General features: G+C 68.0%; 23 protein-coding genes and 1 tRNA gene. 14 read left to right on the top strand and 10 right to left on the bottom strand.

What is annotated here, in order from left to right; translation table 11 throughout:
- Positions 1 to 15 precede the first annotated feature (15 nt).
- The 5 genes from selA to ACE3P2_RS13385 all read left to right on the top strand — a co-directional run bounded on the left by selA (position 16) and on the right by ACE3P2_RS13385 (position 4,428).
- Positions 16 to 1,461: an L-seryl-tRNA(Sec) selenium transferase gene (selA, locus tag ACE3P2_RS13405; RefSeq protein ID WP_374265254.1), complete on the top strand. Its 1,446-nt coding sequence runs from the start codon at positions 16 to 18 to the stop codon at positions 1,459 to 1,461.
- Positions 1,455 to 3,392 (top strand): selenocysteine-specific translation elongation factor, encoded by a 1,938-nt coding sequence (gene selB, locus ACE3P2_RS13400; protein ID WP_374265252.1) that lies wholly within the window; start codon positions 1,455 to 1,457, stop codon positions 3,390 to 3,392. The genes selA and selB overlap by 7 nt, the downstream gene beginning before the upstream one ends.
- Positions 3,393 to 3,435: 43 nt before the next feature.
- Positions 3,436 to 3,532, top strand: a tRNA-Sec gene (locus ACE3P2_RS13395).
- 22 nt (positions 3,533 to 3,554) lie between these two features.
- Complete coding sequence (locus ACE3P2_RS13390) at positions 3,555 to 4,031, top strand: glycine cleavage system protein H (protein ID WP_374265250.1); 477 nt, start codon at positions 3,555 to 3,557, stop codon at positions 4,029 to 4,031.
- Positions 4,021 to 4,428, top strand: coding sequence for a DsrE family protein (locus ACE3P2_RS13385; protein WP_374265248.1), 408 nt, complete (start codon positions 4,021 to 4,023; stop codon positions 4,426 to 4,428). Before ACE3P2_RS13390 ends, ACE3P2_RS13385 begins: the two co-directional genes overlap by 11 nt.
- Here the strand turns inward: ACE3P2_RS13385 and ACE3P2_RS13380 are convergent, their stop codons facing one another.
- The 4 genes from ACE3P2_RS13380 to ACE3P2_RS13365 all read right to left on the bottom strand — a co-directional run bounded on the left by ACE3P2_RS13380 (position 4,429) and on the right by ACE3P2_RS13365 (position 8,553).
- Positions 4,429 to 5,340, bottom strand: coding sequence for a DMT family transporter (locus ACE3P2_RS13380; protein WP_374265246.1), 912 nt, complete (start codon positions 5,338 to 5,340; stop codon positions 4,429 to 4,431).
- 67 nt (positions 5,341 to 5,407) lie between these two features.
- Positions 5,408 to 6,355 (bottom strand): AEC family transporter, encoded by a 948-nt coding sequence (locus ACE3P2_RS13375; RefSeq protein WP_374265244.1) that lies wholly within the window; start codon positions 6,353 to 6,355, stop codon positions 5,408 to 5,410.
- 90 nt (positions 6,356 to 6,445) lie between these two features.
- Entirely contained in the window at positions 6,446 to 8,251 is a 1,806-nt protein-coding gene (locus tag ACE3P2_RS13370; RefSeq protein ID WP_374265242.1) for a GspE/PulE family protein, read from the bottom strand.
- A 98-nt stretch (positions 8,252 to 8,349) separates the two neighbouring features.
- Entirely contained in the window at positions 8,350 to 8,553 is a 204-nt protein-coding gene (locus tag ACE3P2_RS13365) for a hypothetical protein (RefSeq protein WP_374265240.1), read from the bottom strand.
- A 190-nt stretch (positions 8,554 to 8,743) separates the two neighbouring features.
- Between ACE3P2_RS13365 and ACE3P2_RS13360 the strand changes: the two genes are divergently transcribed.
- Both ACE3P2_RS13360 and ACE3P2_RS13355 read left to right on the top strand, forming a co-directional pair.
- Entirely contained in the window at positions 8,744 to 9,022 is a 279-nt protein-coding gene (locus ACE3P2_RS13360; protein ID WP_374265238.1) for a ComEA family DNA-binding protein, read from the top strand.
- A gap of 94 nt (positions 9,023 to 9,116) precedes the next feature.
- Positions 9,117 to 9,344, top strand: coding sequence for a hypothetical protein (locus ACE3P2_RS13355; protein ID WP_374265236.1), 228 nt, complete (start codon positions 9,117 to 9,119; stop codon positions 9,342 to 9,344).
- 41 nt (positions 9,345 to 9,385) lie between these two features.
- Here the strand turns inward: ACE3P2_RS13355 and ACE3P2_RS13350 are convergent, their stop codons facing one another.
- The 3 genes from ACE3P2_RS13350 to ACE3P2_RS13340 all read right to left on the bottom strand — a co-directional run bounded on the left by ACE3P2_RS13350 (position 9,386) and on the right by ACE3P2_RS13340 (position 11,722).
- Positions 9,386 to 10,519 carry an alanine--glyoxylate aminotransferase family protein gene (locus ACE3P2_RS13350; protein WP_374265234.1) on the bottom strand — a complete coding sequence of 378 codons (1,134 nt, stop codon included), beginning with the start codon at positions 10,517 to 10,519 and terminating at the stop codon, positions 9,386 to 9,388.
- 57 nt (positions 10,520 to 10,576) lie between these two features.
- Positions 10,577 to 11,050 (bottom strand): SRPBCC family protein, encoded by a 474-nt coding sequence (locus tag ACE3P2_RS13345; protein ID WP_374265232.1) that lies wholly within the window; start codon positions 11,048 to 11,050, stop codon positions 10,577 to 10,579.
- Between the two features lie 402 nt (positions 11,051 to 11,452).
- On the bottom strand, positions 11,453 to 11,722 hold the full coding sequence (locus ACE3P2_RS13340; RefSeq protein ID WP_374265230.1) for a hypothetical protein: 270 nt from the start codon (positions 11,720 to 11,722) through the stop codon (positions 11,453 to 11,455).
- A gap of 286 nt (positions 11,723 to 12,008) precedes the next feature.
- On the opposite strand from ACE3P2_RS13340, the gene earP reads away from it, so the two are divergent.
- The 7 genes from earP (at position 12,009) to ACE3P2_RS13305 (ending at position 17,338) form a co-directional block, all read left to right on the top strand.
- Complete coding sequence (gene earP, locus ACE3P2_RS13335; protein ID WP_374265228.1) at positions 12,009 to 13,154, top strand: elongation factor P maturation arginine rhamnosyltransferase EarP; 1,146 nt, start codon at positions 12,009 to 12,011, stop codon at positions 13,152 to 13,154.
- 57 nt (positions 13,155 to 13,211) lie between these two features.
- Positions 13,212 to 13,772 (top strand): elongation factor P, encoded by a 561-nt coding sequence (gene efp, locus ACE3P2_RS13330; RefSeq protein ID WP_374265226.1) that lies wholly within the window; start codon positions 13,212 to 13,214, stop codon positions 13,770 to 13,772.
- Positions 13,773 to 13,945: 173 nt separating this feature from the next.
- On the top strand, positions 13,946 to 14,317 hold the full coding sequence (locus tag ACE3P2_RS13325) for a hypothetical protein (RefSeq protein WP_374265224.1): 372 nt from the start codon (positions 13,946 to 13,948) through the stop codon (positions 14,315 to 14,317).
- A 66-nt stretch (positions 14,318 to 14,383) separates the two neighbouring features.
- Positions 14,384 to 14,926 (top strand): YaeQ family protein, encoded by a 543-nt coding sequence (locus tag ACE3P2_RS13320; protein ID WP_374265222.1) that lies wholly within the window; start codon positions 14,384 to 14,386, stop codon positions 14,924 to 14,926.
- 166 nt (positions 14,927 to 15,092) lie between these two features.
- Positions 15,093 to 15,770: a hypothetical protein gene (locus ACE3P2_RS13315; RefSeq protein WP_374265220.1), complete on the top strand. Its 678-nt coding sequence runs from the start codon at positions 15,093 to 15,095 to the stop codon at positions 15,768 to 15,770.
- A 12-nt stretch (positions 15,771 to 15,782) separates the two neighbouring features.
- Positions 15,783 to 16,730, top strand: a complete 948-nt coding sequence (locus tag ACE3P2_RS13310; protein ID WP_374265218.1) for a DUF3365 domain-containing protein — start codon at positions 15,783 to 15,785, stop codon at positions 16,728 to 16,730.
- Positions 16,731 to 16,741: 11 nt separating this feature from the next.
- Positions 16,742 to 17,338, top strand: a complete 597-nt coding sequence (locus ACE3P2_RS13305; RefSeq protein WP_374265216.1) for a hypothetical protein — start codon at positions 16,742 to 16,744, stop codon at positions 17,336 to 17,338.
- Positions 17,339 to 17,350: 12 nt separating this feature from the next.
- Here ACE3P2_RS13305 and ACE3P2_RS13300 read toward each other — a convergent pair whose 3' ends face one another.
- The 3 genes from ACE3P2_RS13300 to ACE3P2_RS13290 form a co-directional block, all read right to left on the bottom strand.
- Positions 17,351 to 19,231 carry an MFS transporter gene (locus ACE3P2_RS13300; RefSeq protein WP_374265214.1) on the bottom strand — a complete coding sequence of 627 codons (1,881 nt, stop codon included), beginning with the start codon at positions 19,229 to 19,231 and terminating at the stop codon, positions 17,351 to 17,353.
- Positions 19,228 to 20,463, bottom strand: a complete 1,236-nt coding sequence (locus ACE3P2_RS13295) for an amidohydrolase family protein (protein WP_374265212.1) — start codon at positions 20,461 to 20,463, stop codon at positions 19,228 to 19,230. Before ACE3P2_RS13295 ends, ACE3P2_RS13300 begins: the two co-directional genes overlap by 4 nt.
- The coding region (locus ACE3P2_RS13290; protein WP_374265210.1) for a hypothetical protein at positions 20,460 to 20,829 on the bottom strand (370 nt) is incomplete at its 5' end. The genes ACE3P2_RS13295 and ACE3P2_RS13290, both read right to left, overlap by 4 nt.

The raw sequence follows: 20,829 nt of genomic DNA, 5'->3' as shown, positions 1-20,829 counted from the left end.
GAGGAGTCCCCCACGATGGCGTCCATGGTCCATGGCACCACGTCCGACGGCAGCAAACCCGTTCCCGACACCACCGCCTACCGCGCCCTGCCCGCGCTCGACCGCCTGCTTGCCGCCGCCGATGCGCTGGTCGACCGCCACGGCCGCAGCGAAACCACCGCCGCGCTGCGCCACGCCCTCGCCGACGCCCGCAGCGGCATCGCCCAAGGCCAACCCGCCCCGGATGCCGACGCCCTGATCGCCGCCGCCGCCGCCCGCCTCCAGGCCCGCGCCACGCCCAAGCTCAAGCGCGTCTTCAACCTCACCGGCACCGTCCTCCACACCAACCTCGGCCGCGCCGTGCTGCCCGAAGCCGCCATCGCCGCGATGGTCGACGCCGCCCGCAATCCCTGCGCTCTCGAATACGACGTGGCCACCGGCGGCCGCGGCGACCGGGACGACGTGGTAAACGATCTGCTGCGCGAGCTCACCGGCGCCGAGGCCGCCACGGTGGTGAACAACAACGCCGCCGCCGTCTTCCTCCTCCTCAACACCCTCGCCCAGCGCAAGGAAGTCATCGTCTCCCGGGGCGAGCTGGTCGAGATCGGCGGCGCCTTCCGCGTGCCCGACATCATGAAGCGCGCCGGCGCCAGGCTCGTCGAGGTCGGCTGCACCAACCGCACCCACCCGCGGGATTTCGAGGACGCCATCGGCCCGCGCACCGGCCTGCTGATGAAAGTGCACACCAGCAACTACGCCGTCGAAGGCTTCACCGCCAGCGTCGGCCAGGCCGACATGGCCCGCATCGCCCACGCCCACGGCCTGCCCTTCGTCGAGGATCTGGGCAGCGGCACCCTCACCGACCTCGAACGCTGGAACCTGCCCCACGAGCCCACGCCCCGCGAAGCGATCGAGAGTGGCGCCGACCTCGTCACCTTCTCGGGCGACAAGCTCCTCGGCGGCCCCCAGGCTGGCATCCTCGTCGGCCGCACGGATCTCATCGCCAAGATCAAGAAGAACCCCCTCAAGCGCGCGCTGCGCGTCGGCAAGATCACCCTCGCCGGCCTCGAGGCCGTGCTGCGCCTCTACCGCGACCCGGATCGCCTGCCCGAGCAGCTCGCCACCCTGCACCTCCTCACCCGCCCCCAGGACGCCATGCTCGCCCAGGCCGCGCGCCTCCACGGCCCGACCGCCGCGCTGCTGGCGGGCTGGCCGCTCACGGTGTCCATCGAACCCATGCTGTCCCAGATCGGCTCCGGCAGCCTGCCGGTCGATCGCCTGCCCTCCGCTGGCCTCGTCTTCCGCCCCACCGGGCGCAAGGGCGGCGTGCTGGGCAAGCTGGAGGCAAAGCTGCGCGGCCTGCCCATGCCGGTAATCGGCCGCATCGCCGACAACGCGCTGCACCTGGATCTGCGCTGCCTGCCCGAAGTCGACGAAGCCGCCTTCCTCGCCCAGCTCACCGCAGGATTCGCCCCATGCTGATCGGCACCGCCGGCCACATCGACCACGGCAAGACCACGCTGGTGCGCGCCCTCACCGGCATCGACACCGACCGCCTGCCCGAAGAAAAACGCCGCGGCATCACCATCGAGCTCGGCTACGCCTACTTGCCGCTCCCGGGCGGCGAAGGCTCGCCCGAAGCCACCGTGGGCTTCATCGACGTACCCGGCCACGAGAAATTCGTCCCCACCATGCTCGCCGGCGCCAACGGCATCGACTTCGCGCTGCTGGTGGTCGCCGCCGACGACGGCCCCATGCCGCAGACCCGCGAGCACCTGCAGATCCTGCAACTGCTGGGTGTCGCCCGCGGCGCGGTCGCCCTCACCAAGGCCGACCGTGCCAGCCCGGAGCGCCTCGCCGACGTCGAAGCCCAGCTCCACGCCCTGCTGGCGGGCGGCAGCCTCGCCGGCGCGCCGGTCTTCCCGGTGTCGGCGATCAGCGGCGACGGCATTGCCGCGCTGCGCCAGCACCTGCTCGAAGCCGCCGCCACCACCCCGCCCCGCGCCGACAACGGCCACTTCCGGCTGGCGGTCGATCGCGTTTTCACCCTCGCCGGCGCCGGCACCATCGTCGCCGGCACCGTGCACGCCGGGCGCATCGCGGTGGGCGACGGCGTCCAGCTCGCCCCCGCCGGCAAGACCGCCCGGGTGCGCAGCCTGCACGTGCAGAACCGCAAGGCCGACAGCGGCCATGCCGGCCAGCGCTGCGCCCTGAACCTCGCCGGGCTCACGGTGGACGACGTGCGTCGCGGCGACTGGCTGATCGCCGGGGGCGCCCCCAACCTGCCCGCCCAGCGCCTCGACCTGCACCTGCGCCTCGCCGCCGACGCGCCCCGCGCCCTCGCCCACGGCGCCAGCGTGCACATCCACCACGGCACCCGCCACGTGGCCGCGCGGGTCGCCCTGCTCGACGCCACCCTCGAAAAAACCGGCCTCGCCCCCGGCGCCTGCTGCCTCGCCCAGCTTCACGCCGAACAACCGCTCCACGCCTGCCGAGGCGATCTGCTGGTGATCCGCGACGCCCACGGCCGCGCCACCCTTGGCGGCGGCCGCGTCCTCGACCCCTTCGGCCCGGTACGCCACCGCCGCCACCCCGAGCGCCTCGCCGTGCTCGCCGCACTGGCCATCGACGACCCTGTCCGGCGCCTCCAGGCGCTGCTCGACGCCGCGCCGCTGGGCCTCGACCTGCACCCGCTCGCCGCCGCCGAAAACATCCCCCCGGACGCGCTCCTGGCGCAGCTGCCCGCCGGCCACGCCGTTCCCAGCGAAAAGGCCGGCTGGCTGATCGGCACCGCCGCCCTCGATGCCCTGGCCGCCCGCGTGGAGGCCCGCCTCGCCGAACACCACGCCCAGCACCCCGACGAACTCGGCGTCGAACGCGACCGCTTGCGCCGGATGCTCGCGCCGCAACTGCCCGCCGCCGCCTTCGCCGAATGGCTGGAAACCTGGCTCGCCGACGGCCGCCTCGCCCGCACCGGCGCCGCCTGGCACCTGCCGGATCACCGAGTCGAGCTGGACGCCCGCGACCGGCGCCGCGCCGCCACCCTGCTGCCGTGGCTGGCGGAACATCCCTTCGACCCGCCCTGGGTGCGCGACATCGCGCTGCGCCTGGGCGAACCCGAGGCCGCCACCCGCGATCTTCTCAAGCGCCTCGCCGCCCGTGGCGAAGCCTTCCAGGTGGTGCGCGACCTGTTTTACGCCCCCGCCGCGGTGCGCGCCCTCGGCCAGATCGCCGCCGAGATCGAAACCGCCGAAGGCGCCATCCACGCCGCCCGCTTCCGCGACCGCAGCGGCCTGGGCCGCAAGCGCGCAATCCAGATCCTCGAGTTTTTCGACCGCGTCGGCTATACCCGCAAGGTGGGCCGCGGCCACGACGAAAAACACAGAATTCGCGGCGAATTGCCGATAAATTGAAGCGATATGCGTTAAAATTCGATCAACGCGTTTTTTGACGAACGGAAGGGATGCGTCCCCCGGTGGGGCGACTGGTCTTCAAAACCAGGAGGGGCCGTCAAGCGGTCCCTGGTGGGTTCGACTCCCATTCTCTTCCGCCAGATTTCCTGCCCGGAGCCCTTCATGCCCCAGCTGCGCGGCTGCGACTTCCCCGACGATCTGCGCTATCACCCCGAGAGCCACCTGTGGTTCGCCCCCATCGCCGACGGGCGCTACCGGGTTGGCGTCACCCCCTTCGGCATCGCCCTGTCGGGCGAAATCCTGCTGTTCACGGCCAAGCCCCTCGGCGTCGAACTCGATGCCGGGCGCGGTTTCGGCCTCCTCGAAGCGGGCAAGACGGTGTTCCCGGTCAAGACGCCGTTCGCGGCCCGGCTCGTCGATGCCAATCCGGCTCTCGACCCGTCGGCACGGGCGATGAACCGCGACCCCTTTGGCGCCTGGCTGGTCGAACTCGCGCCGCTGTCGCCCCCCGCCGACGGCGTGCTGCAACCCTGGGCCACGGCGCGGGACGAAATCGAGCGGATCATGGACCGCTACGCCTTCCGCGATCTGGCCGATTTCACCGCGCCGCTGTTCCACGAGGACAACCGTGACTTCTGATGCCCGCCCGGCGGACAAGCTGGCCCTCCTCGTCTGGGCGGCCGACCCGTCGCAGCCCGAGCTATGTGCCACGCCGTTCTACTTCGCCGCGGCGGCGGCGGCGATGGACGTGGACGTGGAGATGTATTTCACCGCGCGCTCAGTCGAGCTGCTGCGCACGGGCGTCGCCGAAAGCCTGGCCGCGGCGGCTGGCCCCGGCAATCCGGGCGGCAAGACGGTGGCCGATTTCCGCCGCGAGGCGCTGGCCTTCGGCGTGAAGCTGTTCGCCTGCCCCACGGCGCTGGCCAGCCACGGCGTGCCGGCAGCCGAACTCATCCCGCAAGTCACCGCCCAGGCCGGCGCCGCCGCCTATCTCGGCCGGGCCCTCGACCCCGCCTGGCGCACGCTGGGCTTCTGATCAGCCCCGCGCCGCCTGCCGGCTCGCCAGCCAGCCGAACAGGGACAGCAGCGCCAGGCCACCGCCGATCAGCAGGATGCCGGCGATCTCGCTGGTCGCGAAGGCCTCGCCCAGCGCGAGGCGCGACGACAGGATCGCCACCACCGGCGTGCCGAGCACCGACAGGCTGGCCTCCCAGGCCGGCACCCGGTCGAGGATCCACACCCACAGCCACCAGCACAGCGCCACGCTCGCCACCGACAGGAAGGCCAGGATCAGCATGTAATGGGGCGACCAGTCGATGCCCTGACCGGGCAGGACCAGCGCCAGGATCGCCAGCGGGATCGAGCCGAAGATCATCTGCCACCTCGTCAGCACCAGCAGATCCACCGGACGCTGGCTGCGCAGACGCTTGATGAGGATGGTGCCCACCGCCCAGCACAGCGCCGCGCCAAGCCCCAGCGCCTTGCTGAGCAGGCTGGTGTGCAGGTTCCAGGGTTCGATGATGAGCAGCAGCCCGCCCAGGGTGCTGGCCGCTGCCAGCCACTGCTTGCCGCGTACCCGCTCGCCGAGGATCGGCCAGCCCAGCAGCAGGGTCCAGATCGGCATCGTGAAGATCAGCACCGCCGTCTTGCCGGGGCCGCCCTCCACCAGCGCGGTGGTCTGCAGCATCGTGAAGCCGGCCACCTGAACCAGACCGATCAGGGCGGTCGCCCCCGGCGCCACCAGGGCCATCGAGCGCCCCGTGAGACGCACCGCCAGGATCAACGCCAGGGTGCCGCCGATGCAGCGCTGCGCCGCCAGGGCGAAGGGGGAAGCGAACGCCAGCCCCTGCTTGACCAATACCCAGGTGTAGCCCCAGGTACAGGACAGGACGATCAGGGCCAGCGCGGGCAGGCTGCGGGTCAGCAGCGAGGGGGAAGAGGTCGTCATCGGACGGGCGGACAAGGGAAAGTCGGCAGACCGCCGGCAACGGGCGAAGTTCGCGCCGGCGCGGCGTTCAAGGTGGCGTGGCCCCCATCAGCGCGAGCGTCAGCGGCGTGCTCAGCGCCGACAGGGCGGTGGACAGGATCAGGCTGCCGGCGACCGGCCCCTCGATGAGCTGGAACTGGCGCGCCATCAGGTACACGTTGGCCCCCACCGCCAGCGAGCCGAGCATCACCACCACCTGGGTTTCCATCGGCGGCAGGCCGAGCGCACGGGCCAGCAGCCACACCACCGCCGGCTGCACCACCAGTTTCATCGCGGTGATCGCGGTACTGATCCGCCAGCCTTCACGCACCCCGTATTCGGCCAGCCCCGTGCCCAGCACCAGCATCGCCAGCGGCGCGGCCGACTGGCCGATCATCGCCAGCGGGCGGTCGATCAGATCGGGCACCGGCAGGCCCGACACGCCGAACAGGCTGCCGGACAGGATGCTCGCGACGATCGGGTTGGTGAGCACGCCGCGCAGCGTCCGCGCGAAGCCACGTACCGAAAAGCTGCCGTGGCGGGCCCATTCGATGTTGATGGTGACCAGGGTCCACAGGATCAGCGAGTTGAACACCAGCACCAACGCCACCGACGGCAGCGCCGCGTCGCCCAGCGCCACCTTGGCGAGGGGCACGCCGAGGAACACGTTGTTGGAAAAAATGCCGCCCATCGCGAAGATCGACTGGGCCTGACCGTCGAGCGCGAAGAGCTTCCAGCTGAGCAGCCGCCCCAGGGCGAAGACGATCACGCAGCTCCCGAAGAAGGCGATCAGCAGACGCGCATCCACCGGCGGCAGGCGCGACAGGTCGCTCATCATGTGGAACAGCATCGCCGGCATCGACACCGAGAACACGAAGCGCGACAGGTTTTCCGACATTGCCTTGGGCCAGCCCGAAAAGCGCATCAGGGCGTAGCCCACGAATACCAGCGCAAAGAACGGCGCCGCCAGGTCGAGCTGGTGGAGAAAGGACGACATCGCGGCAGGGACGGGGCGAGCGGAAGGAAAGCGCGCAGCCTAACCCAAAGTGGTGCACCGCGGCATTGCGGATTGCCCGCAGACCCGGCCTCAGCCCTCGTGCTCGGCCGGCGGCGCCACTTTGACGACCTCCGCGAGGGTCGTCACCCCGGCAGCCACCTTGGCCGCCCCCGACAGGCGCAGCGGCCGCATGCCCTCGCGCAGCGCCTGCTCGCGCACCCGCGCCAGATCCACCTCGCCGGCGCAGGTCTTGCGCACCTCGGGCGACATCAGCAGGATCTCGTACAGCCCGATGCGCCCCATGTAACCGGTCATCCGGCATTCCATGCAGCCCACCGCGCGATGCACGCGCGCCGGTCGGGCGGCTTTCCACGGCGCCACCAGGTGATCCCAGATCGCCTCTTCCTCGGGCGTCGGCGGATGCGCTTCCTTGCAATGCGGGCACAGCACCCGCACCAGGCGCTGAGCCATGATGCCGAGCAGGGTGGCGTTGAGCAGGTAGGCCGGCACCCCCAGGTCGCGCATCCGGGTGAGCGCCGACGGCGCGTCGTTGGTATGCAGCGTGCTGAGCACCAGGTGGCCGGTGAGCGCCGCCTGAATCGCCATTTCGGCGGTTTCCAGGTCGCGGATCTCGCCGATCATGATGATGTCCGGATCCTGCCGCATCAACGCCCGCACCCCTTCGGCAAATCCGAGCTCGATGGCCGGATGCACCTGCATCTGGTTGAAGGCCGACTCCACCATCTCGATCGGATCTTCGATGGTGCAGACGTTCACCTCCGACGTCGCCAGCTGCTTGAGGGTCGAATACAGCGTCGTGGTCTTGCCCGAGCCCGTCGGGCCGGTGACCAGGACAATGCCGTTGGGCCGGTCGGCGATCGACCGCCAGCGCGCCTCGTCCTGATCCGAAAACCCCAGCTCGGCCATGTTGCGCACCAGCACGTCGGGATCGAAGATGCGCATCACCAGCTTCTCGCCGAAGGCTGTGGGCAGCGTCGACAGCCGCAGCTCCACTTCCTTGCCGCTCGCCACCCGGGTCTTGATGCGGCCGTCCTGGGGCCGGCGCTTCTCGACCACGTCCATGCGGCCGAGAATCTTGATGCGGCTCGTCATCGCCGCCAGCACCGGCATCGGCATCTGGTAAACCTGGTGCAGCACCCCGTCGATGCGAAAGCGCACCAGCCCCATGTCGCGGCGCGGCTCGATGTGGATGTCGCTGGCGCGCTGCTCGAAGGCGTACTGCCACAACCAGTCGACGATGTTGATGATGTGGCGGTCGTTGGCGTCGTACTGGCGGTTGCCCGACTGGCCGATCTCCACCAGCTGCTCGAAGGACGACAAGGTGCCGGCGGCGGCGTGGGCGCTGCTGCTCTGGGCCGCCTTCTTGACCGAGCGGGCCAGGTTGTAGAACTCGACGAGGTAACGCGCCACGTCGGCCGGGTTGGCCACCACCCGGCGGATGTCCTTCTTCAGGATGCCGGCCACTTCCCGTTCCCACTCGCGCAGGAAAGGCTGGGTCGTCGCCACCACCACCTCGCGCAGCCCCACCTGCACCGGCAGCACGCCGAAACGCGTCGCGTAGGCCGACGACATCACCGCGGTGACCGCCGCGAAATCGATCTTCAGCGGGTCGATGCGCAGGTAGTCGAGCCCGACCCGCCCGGCCAGCCATTCGCCCAGTTCGTCGATGCCGAGCACCCGGTTCGGCGGCACCCGCGACACCCACTTCTGACGCGCCACCACCAGCAGGGGATGGAGGTCGTCGCTGCGCTGGCGCTGATGCGCCAGCAAGGCGTCGGCGTCGGCCCGCTCGACGAGGCCGTCCACCGCCAGCATCTCGAGGACTTCGGCCAGGCTCAGGCGGTGTTCGTGGCTGGGGACGGGGATGGAGGACATCGGGAAGCGGTGCTTGGGCAGGGTCCAGCCGTCAAAGATAGCGCCATCCCACACGAGCTGGCGGAAATTTGCGCCGATTTACCTCACCGCCGCCGCGCTCACCAGCGCCGGTCCCAGTCGCGGCCACGATCCCAGCCGTAGCCCGGCCGCGGCGCGGGGCCATAGCCCCGGTTGCCGGGCACCACGACGACCGGCGCTTCGACATAGTGGGGATGATGGTCGCGATACGCCGGCCCCGCCGGCAGAACGACGCAGCCGCCGAGGGAAGCGGTGGCAAGGGCAATGCAGATCAGACGTTTCATGGCGCACTCCGTTCGGGTTGTGCTCCTTCAACGCGCGATGGCCGCATTGGTTGGGATGAAACCGTCTCGAAATGTTGCCGCACCGACCAAGTGCCCTGGCGCGGAGCGTGCCAAGGGAATATTTTATCTGAAATGACTTATATGTATAAAAATTCAGTAAAATAACCCTGTCATTCAACCGGAGACCACCATGAAACGCAGCCTCGTCCGCATCGCGACCGCCTTCAGCCTGGCCCTTGGCGGCATCAACCTCGCCTTCGCCGCCGTCAACCTCAACACCGCCACCCCCGCCGAACTCGACGGCATCAAGGGTATCGGGCCCGCCAAGGCCAAGGCCATCGTCGATTACCGCAGCAAGAACGGCCCCTTCAAGAGCATCGACGACCTGAAGAACGTCAAGGGTTTCGGCGAAAAGAGCATCGCCAAGCTCAAGGGCGAACTCAGCGTGGGCGACACCCCGAAGAAATAACCTCGCCCACCCGGCGGCCGGACATGACGGCGACACCCGCGCGCGTTACCTTTACGCCGTTGGCGCCCGCCCCTTTTCCGATCCGGAGACAACCATGCCCGTCCGCCGCCTTGCGCATTCCACCGCCGCCTTCGCGGCCGCCGTTCTGCTGACCGCCTGCGGCCTGGCCGACACCGGCAGCAGCGCCGCCACCGCAGCCAAACTCAAGGCCCAGGAGGCCGAACAGGCCCGCGCCGCCCAGGCGCAGATCGAATCCCAGCTCGAAGCCGCCCAGCAGCAGGCCGAGCAACGCCGCAAGGAAATCGAGGCAGCCACCCGTTAGGGCGACTGCCTCGGACATTCGCAACAGCCCCGGAGCGGCGCTCAGCCGCGGATCACCGCCTCGAGCGCGGCCAGACACAGGGCGACATTGGCCGGGCGGCTCGAATGGCCCATCAAGCCGATGCGCCACACCTTCCCGGCCAGCGCACCCAGGCCCGCCCCGATCTCCAGCCCGAACTCGTTCAACAGGCGCGCCCGCGCCGCCGCCTCGTCCACACCGGCCGGCACCCATACGGTGTTGAGCTGCGGCAGACGCGCGTCCTCGCGCACCACGAAATCCAGCCCCAGCTTCTGCAAACCCGCCGCCAGCCGCAGGTGATTGTCGCGATGACGCTGCCAGGCCGCCTCCACGCCCTCCTCGGCGAGGATCACCAGCGCCTCGTGCAGCCCGTAAAGCGGATTGACCGGTGCCGTGTGGTGATAGGTGCGCTTGGCGCCGCTCCAGTAGCCCAGCACCAGGCCCAGATCCTGAAACCAACTCGGGCAGGGCGTCGTGCGGGCGCGGATGCGCGCCACCGCGGCTTCCGAAAAACTCACCGGCGACAGGCCCGGCGTGCACGACAGGCACTTCTGGCTGCCCGAATAGGCCGCGTCGATGCCCCACTCGTCGAGCAGCACCGGCACGCCGCCGAGAGAGGTGACGCAATCCATGATCGTCAGTGCATCGTGGCGACGGGCGATCGCCGCCAGTGCCGCGGCGTCCGACAGGGCGCCGGTGGAGGTTTCGGCATGCACGAAGGCAAACAGACGGGCATCCGGGTTGGCGGCAAAGGCGTCCTCGACCTTCGCCGGATCCACCGGCGCCCCCCAGGCATCCTCGACGATCACCGGCGTGCCACCGAGACGACGCACGTTTTCGACCATCCGCCCCCCGAACACGCCGTTCACGCAGACGATCACCTTGTCGCCCGGGCTCACCAGATTGACGAAACAGGTCTCCATGCCCAGTGAGCCCGGCCCGGACACCGGGAAGGTGAGCGCGTTGCGGGTCTGAAAGGCATAGCGCAGCAGGCTCTTGACCTCGTCCATCATGCCGACGAAAGCCGGGTCCAGATGGCCAACGGTGGGCCGGGCCAGCGCCGAGAGCACGCGCGGCGGCACGTCGGACGGCCCCGGCCCCATCAGGGTACGTACCGGCGGCTGGAAGGACGGGATCGCGGGTCTTTCGATGGTCATGGGATCTCCTGATTGTTCTGGTTGGATACCGGATACGGCGGCTGACTGTGCTGACGACTACTGGGGCCGTCCGTTGGCGGCGATCATGCGGATGATCCGCACGGTGTCCAGATCCGACTCCCGATAGGCGGATTTGACGAACTCCGACACCTGCAGACCCGCCCCCGCCTCGGCTCCATCGGGCAACGTGGTTTCGTAGGTGAAGCGCAGGTAGAGGCTCAGTGCGTCGGGCGCCTCGATGCGGATCGTCAGTTTCCCGCCGGCGTGCTCGGCATTGGCCGCGGATTCGAAGCGCACCCATTCCTGCGGAACAAAACTCACGCTGTCGTGAATCAGTGTCGAACCGAAGTGCAGTGCCCGCTCGATCCGTTCCGGCGAGCGCGAGAGGATTTCGCAGCGATCCAGACCAGGCAGAAAGATGCCCGGCTCCTCGACACGGAACATCAGCCCGGTCCAGAGCTGTTCGCGGCTCAACGGATCGATGAGGGGGTTCTTTGGATCGTTGATCTCGACGAGGTGTTCGAAACGCAAGGGGTACTCCGTAAGTCAGCGCGCCAGTGTATCGGTTCTTGAAAGCCGCCGTCAGCCCGCGCAACGCGGAATTTAACGCCTTACACCAAAAACACGCTTTACCGCGGCCTCCCGGCCCCGATGGGCAGGCGGCTGCGGACAGGATGGTTTTAATAGGTTTTCTTTATATATAAAAAAAGATGTTAACTATGCTCAGCCAGATTCTGTGGATAACCGGGTAAACCGCTTTTCATTCAATCCCCTGAATGCTGGAAAAAACACTGGAAAGGGCACCGGAAAAAGCGAGGACAAAATGGGGAGGAAATTCCTCGTCGGTCACGAAGAGGCCTTTGCCCACAATTTTTGCGCCGTTTTCCCCGCTGGTTGTGCACAGGTTGCTGCTTCGCCCGGGGCAAAGCAGGCTTACAGCACGCCGGGCATCGGGTACTTGCGGGCAAAGTATGCGTAGGCCTTGTGCAGGGCCTGTTCGCGGCGGTACTGCCCGAGTCCGCTCGCTTCCGCGATCTGCTCTCTGAACATCTCGTGCAGGGCCAGCACCCCCTGTTCGGTCTTCAGGAGTTCCCGGGCCAGTTCGGTGGCCTGGGCGTCGGACAGCTGGGTGCTGTCGTTGACGATCTGAACGGTCTCGTGGTCCAGATCGATGAAATCTCGCAGGTCGATGATCGACAGCATGGGGGCCTTTCGGATGTCGTGTTGCAAGGTGGAACCAGCCGCTGCGCGTGAGCGCAGTTGTTGGTTGTTTTTCTTTATATATAAATACTGTTTACGTTATTGCTTGGACGTTTTCTGTGGACAACCGTTCTAAGTCCAATTATCTCAGGGACTTGAGCCGTTCATAAAGCTGTCGGCAAGACGCCGGACGACGTGTGGGGCGATTGTTGAGGAAATTTCGCCTCGCACCGCCGCGCTGGTTTGTGCACAATTTGTTCGCCCGTGTCTCCCCGGTTTGTCCCCAAGCGTGACTCCCCTGCCTTCTTCCGCGCCCTGTTGGGATCTTTTCTGCGCCGTTGTGGATAACTTCGGCGACATCGGCGTGTGCTGGCGACTGGCCCGGCAGCTCGCCGTCGAGCACGGCATCGCGGTCCGCTTGTGGGTCGACGACCTCGCGGCGGCCCGTCGCCTCGCGCCCGAGATCGATCCGACACGGGACGTCCAGCACCTCGACGGCGTCGAGATCCGCCGCTGGACGGCGCCACTGCCCGAGATCGAGCCCGGCGCGGTGGTGATCGGCGCATTCGCCTGCGCGCTGCCCGACGCCTTCGTCGAGGCGATGGCGCGCCGCGCGCCGCGGCCGGTGTGGATCAACCTCGAATACCTGAGCGCCGAGGACTGGGTGTCCGGCTGCCACGGCCTGCCGTCGCCGCACCCGCGCCTGCCGCTGCGTCAGCATTTTTTTTTTCCCGGCTTCGACGGCGCTTCCGGCGGCTTGCTGCGCGAGGCCGATTACGCCGCGCGCCGCGCGGGCTTCGAGGCGGAACGCTTCTGGTCGACGCTCGATCTGGCGCTGCCGACGTCGGACGAGCTGCGCGTTTCGCTGTTCGCCTACGAGAGCCCCGCGCTCGGCGAACTCCTCGAAGGCTGGCAGCGCGGCCCGGCGCCGGTCACCTGCCTGGTCCCGGAAGGGCGGGTGCTCCCCGGTGTCGCAGCCCATTTCGGGCTGCGCGACCTGCGTCCGGGGGATCGCCTTCAGCGAGGTGCCCTCACCATCCAGGTGCTGCCCTTCGTCGCCCAGCAGCACTACGACGCGCTGCTGTGGGCCTGCGATCTGAACTTCGTGCGTGGGGAGGATTCCTTCGTCCGCGCCCAGTGGGCCGAGCGGCCCTTCGTCTGGCAGATCTACGTCCAGCAGGACGACGCCCATCTCGAAAAACTCGACGCCTTCCTGGCGCGCTTCTGCGTCGGGCTGGATGGCGGGACGGCGCAGGCCCTCGGCAGCTTCTGGCGCGCCTGGAATCGTGGCCGGGGTGTCGCCGCCGCGTGGCCGGCGTTCCGGGACGCGTTGCCGGCCTTGGCGCACCACGCACAGACCTGGTCGGCGACGATTCGGGGCGCCGGGGATCTCGCGGGAAATCTGGTGCAGTTCTGTAAAGATGCGATAGAATAATAAGTTACCTATTATCCGTGGCACGTGCCGCGCAATCATTAGCAAGCAGGAAGACGCATGAAAACCGCAATGGAACTCCGCTCCGGCAACGTGATCATGGTGGGCAGCGACGCCCTCGTGGTTCAGAAGGCCGAATACAACAAGTCCGGTCGTAACGCCGCCGTCGTGAAGATGAAGCTGAAGAACCTGCTCACCGGCGCGCCGTCGGAGTCGGTTTACAAGGCCGACGACAAGTTCGAGATCGTCGTCCTCGATCGCAAGGAAGTGACCTTCTCCTACTTCGCCGATCCGATGTACGTCTTCATGGACGCCGACTACGAGCAGTACGAAGTCGAAGCCGAGAACATGACCGACGCGCTCAAGTACCTGATCGACGGCATGCCCTGCGAAGTGGTGTTTTACAACGGCAAGGCGATCTCCGTCGAACTGCCGACCACCGTCGTGCGCGAAGTGGAATACACCGAGCCCGCCGTCAAGGGCGACACCTCTGGCAAGGTCCTCAAGCCCGCCCGCATCGCGCCGAGCGGCTTCGAACTGTCGGTTCCGGCCTTCGTGGAAATCGGCGACAAGATCGAAATCGACACCCGCACCGACGAATACCGCAACCGCGTCAAGTGATGCGCGTGGATTCGATCGCAGGAAAGGCCCTTCGGGGCCTTTTTCTTTTTTGATCCGAAGTCATCCTATCCGGGGGCTGATGCGTTAGGATGTCGCGCGCATGTATCGTCGGGCGTTGTTTGTCCGACCCGCAATGATTGAACATTGATCAACATTTTGTTGGAGAAAACCCGATGAATACTCGTTCCGTCCTCCTCGCCGCCCTGCTGGCCCTCGGTCTCGCCGCCTGCTCCAAGAAGGAAACCCCGCCGCCGGCTCCCGCTCCGGCTGTTGCCGACGCCGCCGCCGACGCTGCCAAGAAGGCCGAGGAAGCCGCCAAGCAGGCCGCCGATGCGGCCAAGGATGCTGCTGGCGCCGCCAAGGAAGCCGGTAAGGAAGCCGTCGACGCCACCAAGGAAGCCGGCAAGGAAGCTGTCGACGCCACCAAGGATGCGGCCAAGGACGCTGTCGCCGCCGCCAAGGAAGCCGGCAAGGACGCCGTGAACGCGACCGCCGACGCTGCCAAGGATGCCGCCGACAAGGCCAAGGCCGCCGTCAGCAAGTAAGCGCTCCGGCGCCTGCTCAAAACCGGGCCTCGTGCCCGGTTTTTTCATTTTTTCCCGCACCTTGCCATGGCCCTCAAGTCGACCATCTTCCGCGCCACCCTCAACGTTTCCGACCTCGACCGGGGTTACTACGCGGAACACGTGCTGACCATCGCGCGGCATCCGTCCGAGACCGACGAGCGGATGATGGTGCGCATCCTCGCCTTTGCCCTCCATGCGGACGAGAACCTGCAGTTCGGGCGCGGCATTTCCAGCGACGACGAACCTGCCCTGTGGCTAAAGGACGACACGGGTCGCATCCTCAAGTGGATCGAAGTTGGCCTGCCCGACGAGCGCCTGCTGCGTCGCGCGGCGGGGCGGGCGGACGAGGTCGTGGTGGTGGCCTACGGTGGCCGCACGGTGGAGGTGTGGTGGCAGAAGGACGCAGCGACCTTCGCCAAGCTCTCCAATCTGGCGGTCTGGTCGCTGACGCCCGACGAATCCCGCGCGCTGGCCGCCCTGGCCGAGCGCGGCATGGCCCTCACCTGCACGATCCAGGATGGACAGGTGTGGTTCTCGGCCGGTGAAACCACGCTCGCGATCACGCCAAACTGCCTTTCCGACGCCTGAAATGGGTCCAAAACCATGCGGGAGGTGCTTTACGGCCGCCCAAAATGGTTCTTTAGGCTCTTGATCGACCCCTTGTGATATCCGTCACGACGTCCTTTCGGTGATATGGGACGTTTTTGGCGGCCGTTTTGCATAATCTGATCATTCATTTGTCAGATTATGTTTCATGGACCGCCAAGAGGTCGAAATGTCCCTGCCGGGTACGTTTTATGACATGTCGGCCCATGAACATGGAAGCCGAGATATCCCCATGTCGACAGCCGTCCTGTTCGTGACCACGGATGCCGGGGTCGTTCCGCCCGGGCTCGCGAAAGTGGCCCGGGTGACCGATTCCATCGAGGACGCATTGCGGCTGTGCGCGTCGGCCAGCTTCGGAGCCGTCTTCTGCGATGCGGCTTCTCTCGCCAACGGCGGCAGCGGATTCCGCTTGGGACGCCAGATGCGCCGCAACGGCATCTCGACGCCGCTGTTCCTGATGACCAACTCGATCCTCTCCAGCATGGAGGAAGTGGCCGCCGCGTCCGGCGCCAACGGATTCATCAGCCGCACCGCCGCCGCCATCCTGGACGCCCTGAAGTCGGTCGCCCTCGGCGTCTCCGCCGCCGAGCCGGTGGCGCGGATCGACCAGCCCCTGCCCGAGATCGACGTCGTCATCGAGCGCGCCCGCGTCGTGCTCAAGAAATACGCCGGCCCGGTGGCCAGCATGATGATCGACGACGTGCTCGACGAGCTCTATTCCCAATATCCGGGCGGTGTGCCCGTTGATGTCTTCGCCCATGCCGCCGCCGCGCACGTCAATGACGGCCAGGCCCGCGCCGATTTTCTCCGTGAATTGCTGGTTTGATCGATCCACCCTATGAACGCCTTCAAGAAGCTTCCCCTTTCCTATCAGTTCGCCCTGCTGCTGCTGGGCCTGGCCGCCATCGCGGCGGTCGGCAGTTACCTGATCGGTTCGTCGGTTTACATCAGTGAAACCCGCAACCAGGCCCGCACCGTGGCCGACATGGTGGATAACTTCGGCCAGTGGGCAACCCGTTACCGCGGCGTGTGGGTGAAGGACGACCCCCGCGACGCCAAGTTGCAGGTCGGCAGCTTCCTGGAGCGCGAGGTGGCGAACGGCCAGGTGGGCGACGCGGCGGCCTTCCACCGCAAGAACCCCGCGCTGGTCCAGCGCGAACTGTCGGACATCACGATGGCTTCGCCGGCAAAGGCCAAGTTCCGCATGACCTCGGACCGCTTCATGAACCCCGGCAACGCGCCGACCGAGTTCGACAAGGTGGCGATGAGCACGATCCGCGAGACCGGCGCCACCGAATACAGCGAAGTGCGCGGCGGCCAGTTGCTCTACGCGCGCCGGCTGGTGGCCGAGAAGGGTTGCCTGCGCTGTCATGGCGTGCCGTCCGAGGCGCCGGCGGCGGTCAGTGCCCTGTACCCGGGGCCGCAGGGCTACGGCTACGAGGAGGGCAAGCTCGCCGGCGTCATCAGCGTCGCGATCCCGCTCGAGTTCAGCATCGGCAGCTTCGTTCAGCGCTTCGACCGCCAGGTGTGGGCGGCGCTGGTGGCGATGGCGCTGGGTGTCGCCGGGCTGCTGGCCTTCATTCGTCAGCAGGTGATCGTGCCGGTGCGCAAGGTGCGCGAGTTTGCCCTCGCGGCGTCGGGTTCCGATCCCGGCGCCAAGATCGATAAGGTCGAATTCATCGAGGGTGAGCACACCTCGGCCAACGAAATCCACGAACTCAATACCGCGGTCAAGGCGATGCACACCTCCATCGAATACCTGTACCGCAAGATGACCAAGCGCTGAGGCGACACCCCATGGAATTCAACTTCGATCCGATCGCCGTCACCCGGATGGCCCTGATCTACATTCATGTGCTGGCCCTGGCGGTGGCCGCGGTGGCGGTGGGCTTCGGCGACTACGCGATCTTCGCCCGCGAACGCGTGAACATGCGGATGCTCGAGCAGGCTGCCCGTTTTGCGACGCTCGCCCTCGGGCTGCTGTGGGTCAGCGGCCTCGCGGTGATCGTCCTGGACATCGGCCTCGACCTGGACGTGCTGGCCAGCAAGCCCAAGCTGCTGGCCAAGCTGAGCGTCGTGACGGTGCTGACGATCAACAGCCTGGCGCTCCATTTCCTGGCTTTCCCCCGCTTCGCCACGCCGCAGGCGGACACCCTGCAGGCCGCCACGCTGCCGTCGATCTTCGGCGCAGTCAGCGCCGCGTCGTGGCTGTACGCCGCCTTCGTCGGCGTCGCCAAGCCGTTGGCGGCGGTGCTGGGTTTCAGTGGATTCATGAGCGTTTTCGGGGCGCTGATCGTCGTCTCGGTGGCCTTGGCGGTGCTCACCATCCGCCCGCGTCTGGCCAGCCGGTTGATTCCCGCGCCGATGGCGGTCGGCGGAGTGGCCGCCGCCTGAGCCGGCCGGGCCTTATCTCCAGTCGCCGCGCAGCTCGGCTACCTGCAGCTGGAGGCCGGGCAGGCTGACGGTCTGGGGTGCCAGGGGTTCGCCGACGACCAGCTCGATCCGGTTGAAGAGCCCGCGCCGCAGCGGCCGCGACAGGGCCGGGCCGTCCTTGCGCGAGAACATGCTGCCCCACAGCCCGCGCAAGGCCATCGGTACCACCGGCACCGGGTTACCCTCGAGGATGCGCGCGAGACCCGGGCGGAACGGGCACAACTCGCCGTCGGCGGTGATCTTCCCTTCCGGAAACAAGCCGACCAGCTCACCGTTGGCCAGCGCCCGTGCCACTTCGGCAAAGGCCGCCTCCATCATCTGCGGATCTTCCTTGGCCGGTGCGATCGGGATCGCCCGGCTGTGGCGGAAGACGTACGACAGCACTGGCCAGCGGAAGATGCGATGATCCATCACGAAGCGGATCGGCCGACGGCACGCGGCGGCAATCACCAGTGCGTCGACGAAGCTCACGTGGTTGCACACCAGCACCGCGGGGCCTTCCGCCGGAATGCGCGCGCTGCCCTCGGTGCGCAGCCGATACACGCTGTGCACCAGCATCCACACCACGAAGCGCAGCAGGAATTCCGGCACCAGCCGGTAGATGTAGAGCGCGACCGCAGCGTTCATCAGCGCGGCGACGCCGAACAGTTCGGGAATCGTCAAACCGGCCGACAGCAGCGCACCCGCAGACAGGGCGCCCACCACCATGAACAGCGCGTTGAGGATGTTGTTGCCGGCGATGATCCGCGCGCGTTGCTGGGGCGCCGAGCGGCTCTGCATCATCGCGTAGAGTGGCACGATGAAGAAGCCGCCGAAGACGCCGAGCATCAGCAGTGCGAGGAGCACCCGGACCATGCCCGGCTGGACCAGCACCGCGCCGATGGCGAGCGGCGCGCCGGCGGGCAGCACGGTCGGCGAGGCGAAGGCCAGATCCAGCCCGAACAGCGTGAGTCCGATCGATCCGAACGGCACCAGGCCAATCTCCACCTGGCCGCCCGAGAGCTTCTCGCACAGCAGCGAACCGAGGCCGATGCCCACCGTGAAGGTGGCCAGCAACAGCGTCACCGTACCTTCGCCCCCGCCCAGCACGCCCTTGGCGTAGGCCGGAAACTGGGCAAGGAACAGCGCGCCGTAAAGCCAGAACCACGAAATCCCCATGATCGCCAGGAACACCGGACGGTTCTGGCGGGCGAAGCCGATGTTGCGCCAGGTCTCCGAAACGGGGTTGGGATTGATCTTCAGGGCCGGTTCCGGCGCCGGGGCGGGCGGCACGCCACGGCTGGCGAAATAGCCGGCCACCGCCACCGCCAGCCCACCGCCGGCGACCCACAGTTCGCCCTGGGGCGCCGCCGCGAGCATGCCGCCGACCAGCGTCCCGAGCAGGATCGCCACGAAGGTGCCGGCCTCGACCAGCGCATTGCCGCCGATCAGCTCGTCTTCGTGCAGGTGTTGGGGCAGCAGCGCGTACTTCACCGGACCGAACAGGGTCGAATGGCAGCCCAGCAGGAACAGGGCGGCGAGCAGCACCGTCAGGCTGTGGGCGACGAAGCCGGCCAGCGCGACGAGCATGATGGCGATTTCCAGCCCCTTGACCAGTCGCGTGAGGCCGGCTTTGTCGTACTTGTCGGCGAGCTGGCCGGCGCTGGCCGAGAACAGGAAAAAGGGCAGGATGAAGATCCCCGCCGCCAGGTTGGCCAGCAGCGCCGGGGCGATCGTCGTCCAGCTCGCCGCCTGGAAGGTGAGCAGCACCACCAGTGCGTTCTTGAACAGGTTGTCGTTGAAGGCGCCGAGGAACTGGGTCAGGAAGAACGGGCGGAAGCGTTGCTCGCGGAGCAGACGGAACTGGGAACTCATGCGGTTTTCCGGTCGAAGAAGGGGCGCGTCGCGAAGACGCTGGCGGCAAGGCGGCGATCCCCAGCGCGAAGCTGGCGCTTGAGGACGAAATCGAACAGCAGCGGATTGTGCTCGCGCAGGGTTTCAAGCACGGGCACGGCGGCGGCGGGTAGCAGATCGTCGGCGGCGAGCCGCGCCGGCGACACCAGCGGCAGGATACCCGGCAGCGGGTAGTCGGTGCCGAACAGCAGGCGCGGATGCCAGTCGTCCCGCTCGACGAGGCGACGGATCACCGCGAGGCGCCGGTTGCGCAGGGTGATCGCCGAGATGTCGCCGAACAGGCGACCCGCGAAGCGCGGCTCGTCCATCAGGCGGGCGAACAGGTCGATGCTCGGCACTTTCGGGCCGTGGCGGCCGCGATCCTCGTCGGCGTCCTCACCCAGGCTCGCGCAGTGGGCGACCACCACCCGCACGCCGTGCTCCAGCGCCCGGCGCAGCCGCAGCGGGTTGCCCCATTCCGGGTGGCCGGCGCCGGCCACCGCCTTTTCCTCGCCGGCGTGGGTGATCAGCGGCAGGTCGAGCCGCGCCAGCGCGGCGTAGAAGCGGTCACAGGCCGGCGAGGCCGGGTCGATGCCCATCGCCGGCGGCAGCCACTTCACCGCCCGGGCGCCGTCCTTCGCTGCGGCCTCGAGGGCTTCGACGCAGTCCTCGCGCAGCGGGTGGATCGAGCAGGCCCACTCGAAGTAGGCCGGATGGGCGCGCGCCACGTCGCGGGCGGTGGCGTCCGGGACGTGGAAGGCGGTGAGCTCGGGACGCGGCCTTCCGTCGGCGTCGTGGGCCTGTTCGAAGGCGAAGAGCAGCAGCTTGAAGCCTGGCGCCATGCCGTCGGCCAGGTTGTGCAGGCGTTCGACGTAGCTCTGGTCCACCCGTCCCGGCGCCTGGTGGGCGCAGCCGGCATTCAGGTAGAACAGGCGCTGCACGTACTCGGCCGGGTGAAGCAGGCTGAGCATGCGCGGATTGATGCGGATGCCGCTGGCGCCGTCGCCGATGCCGGCCAGGTGGGCGTGGGCGTCCCAGAGCTGGGCAGGATCGATGCCGTCCCAGGCGGCGCGGACGATGTCGTGATCGGCGATGGCCGGCGGCACGCTGGCACGGCACGGATTCCACACCCGCTGGCGGGCCAGCGCCGCACCGCCGCCGCCCAGCAGCGCCGCACCGGCACCCAGGCCGGTGAGAAAGCGACGCCGGTTCATCGTGTCGTCGCTCGCGACAGCCGGAACGCGCCGGCCAGCGCCATGCCGATCAGCAGGCCGCCCAGATGCGCCGCCCAGGCCACCGCGATGCCGTCCGGCAGTAGCGTCGAGGCCGCACCGCCAGTGGCATCGAAGGCCAGCTTGGCGACGTAGGCGACGGCGATCAGGCGACCCGGCGTCCCGCCTTCCAGCGCGGCGCCGACGATCAGCACCCCGAGCAGCCCGGAGAGCCCGCGATAGCGCTCCAGCGTCGGCGCGGCCAGCAGCAGGAACAGCGACAGCAGCGGCGCGGCGACCGGCAGCGCGGCAAGCCAGCGGCGCGCCGGCCGGCCGATGACGACGGCGAGCGCCGCCAGCGCCGCCAGG

The organism is Zoogloea sp., assembly GCF_041911615.1.
Taxonomy (GTDB): Bacteria; Pseudomonadota; Gammaproteobacteria; order Burkholderiales; family Rhodocyclaceae; genus Zoogloea.
Note: the sequence above shows the minus strand (reverse complement) of the source record. Positions and strands in the feature narration are given on the sequence as shown.

Excerpts from the sequence above, each read along its gene's own strand:
- selA (WP_374265254.1), top strand. The coding sequence starts at position 16 with ATGGCGTCCATGGTCCATGGCACCACGTCCGACGGCAGCAAACCCGTT.
- selB (WP_374265252.1), top strand. The coding sequence starts at position 1,455 with ATGCTGATCGGCACCGCCGGCCACATCGACCACGGCAAGACCACGCTG.
- ACE3P2_RS13390 (WP_374265250.1), top strand. The coding sequence starts at position 3,555 with ATGCCCCAGCTGCGCGGCTGCGACTTCCCCGACGATCTGCGCTATCAC.
- ACE3P2_RS13380 (WP_374265246.1), bottom strand. The coding sequence starts at position 5,340 with ATGACGACCTCTTCCCCCTCGCTGCTGACCCGCAGCCTGCCCGCGCTG.
- ACE3P2_RS13375 (WP_374265244.1), bottom strand. The coding sequence starts at position 6,355 with ATGTCGTCCTTTCTCCACCAGCTCGACCTGGCGGCGCCGTTCTTTGCG.
- ACE3P2_RS13370 (WP_374265242.1), bottom strand. The coding sequence starts at position 8,251 with ATGTCCTCCATCCCCGTCCCCAGCCACGAACACCGCCTGAGCCTGGCC.
- ACE3P2_RS13365 (WP_374265240.1), bottom strand. The coding sequence starts at position 8,553 with ATGAAACGTCTGATCTGCATTGCCCTTGCCACCGCTTCCCTCGGCGGC.
- ACE3P2_RS13360 (WP_374265238.1), top strand. The coding sequence starts at position 8,744 with ATGAAACGCAGCCTCGTCCGCATCGCGACCGCCTTCAGCCTGGCCCTT.
- ACE3P2_RS13355 (WP_374265236.1), top strand. The coding sequence starts at position 9,117 with ATGCCCGTCCGCCGCCTTGCGCATTCCACCGCCGCCTTCGCGGCCGCC.
- ACE3P2_RS13350 (WP_374265234.1), bottom strand. The coding sequence starts at position 10,519 with ATGACCATCGAAAGACCCGCGATCCCGTCCTTCCAGCCGCCGGTACGT.
- ACE3P2_RS13340 (WP_374265230.1), bottom strand. The coding sequence starts at position 11,722 with ATGCTGTCGATCATCGACCTGCGAGATTTCATCGATCTGGACCACGAG.
- efp (WP_374265226.1), top strand. The coding sequence starts at position 13,212 with ATGAAAACCGCAATGGAACTCCGCTCCGGCAACGTGATCATGGTGGGC.
- ACE3P2_RS13325 (WP_374265224.1), top strand. The coding sequence starts at position 13,946 with ATGAATACTCGTTCCGTCCTCCTCGCCGCCCTGCTGGCCCTCGGTCTC.
- ACE3P2_RS13320 (WP_374265222.1), top strand. The coding sequence starts at position 14,384 with ATGGCCCTCAAGTCGACCATCTTCCGCGCCACCCTCAACGTTTCCGAC.
- ACE3P2_RS13315 (WP_374265220.1), top strand. The coding sequence starts at position 15,093 with ATGGACCGCCAAGAGGTCGAAATGTCCCTGCCGGGTACGTTTTATGAC.
- ACE3P2_RS13310 (WP_374265218.1), top strand. The coding sequence starts at position 15,783 with ATGAACGCCTTCAAGAAGCTTCCCCTTTCCTATCAGTTCGCCCTGCTG.
- ACE3P2_RS13305 (WP_374265216.1), top strand. The coding sequence starts at position 16,742 with ATGGAATTCAACTTCGATCCGATCGCCGTCACCCGGATGGCCCTGATC.
- ACE3P2_RS13300 (WP_374265214.1), bottom strand. The coding sequence starts at position 19,231 with ATGAGTTCCCAGTTCCGTCTGCTCCGCGAGCAACGCTTCCGCCCGTTC.
- ACE3P2_RS13295 (WP_374265212.1), bottom strand. The coding sequence starts at position 20,463 with ATGAACCGGCGTCGCTTTCTCACCGGCCTGGGTGCCGGTGCGGCGCTG.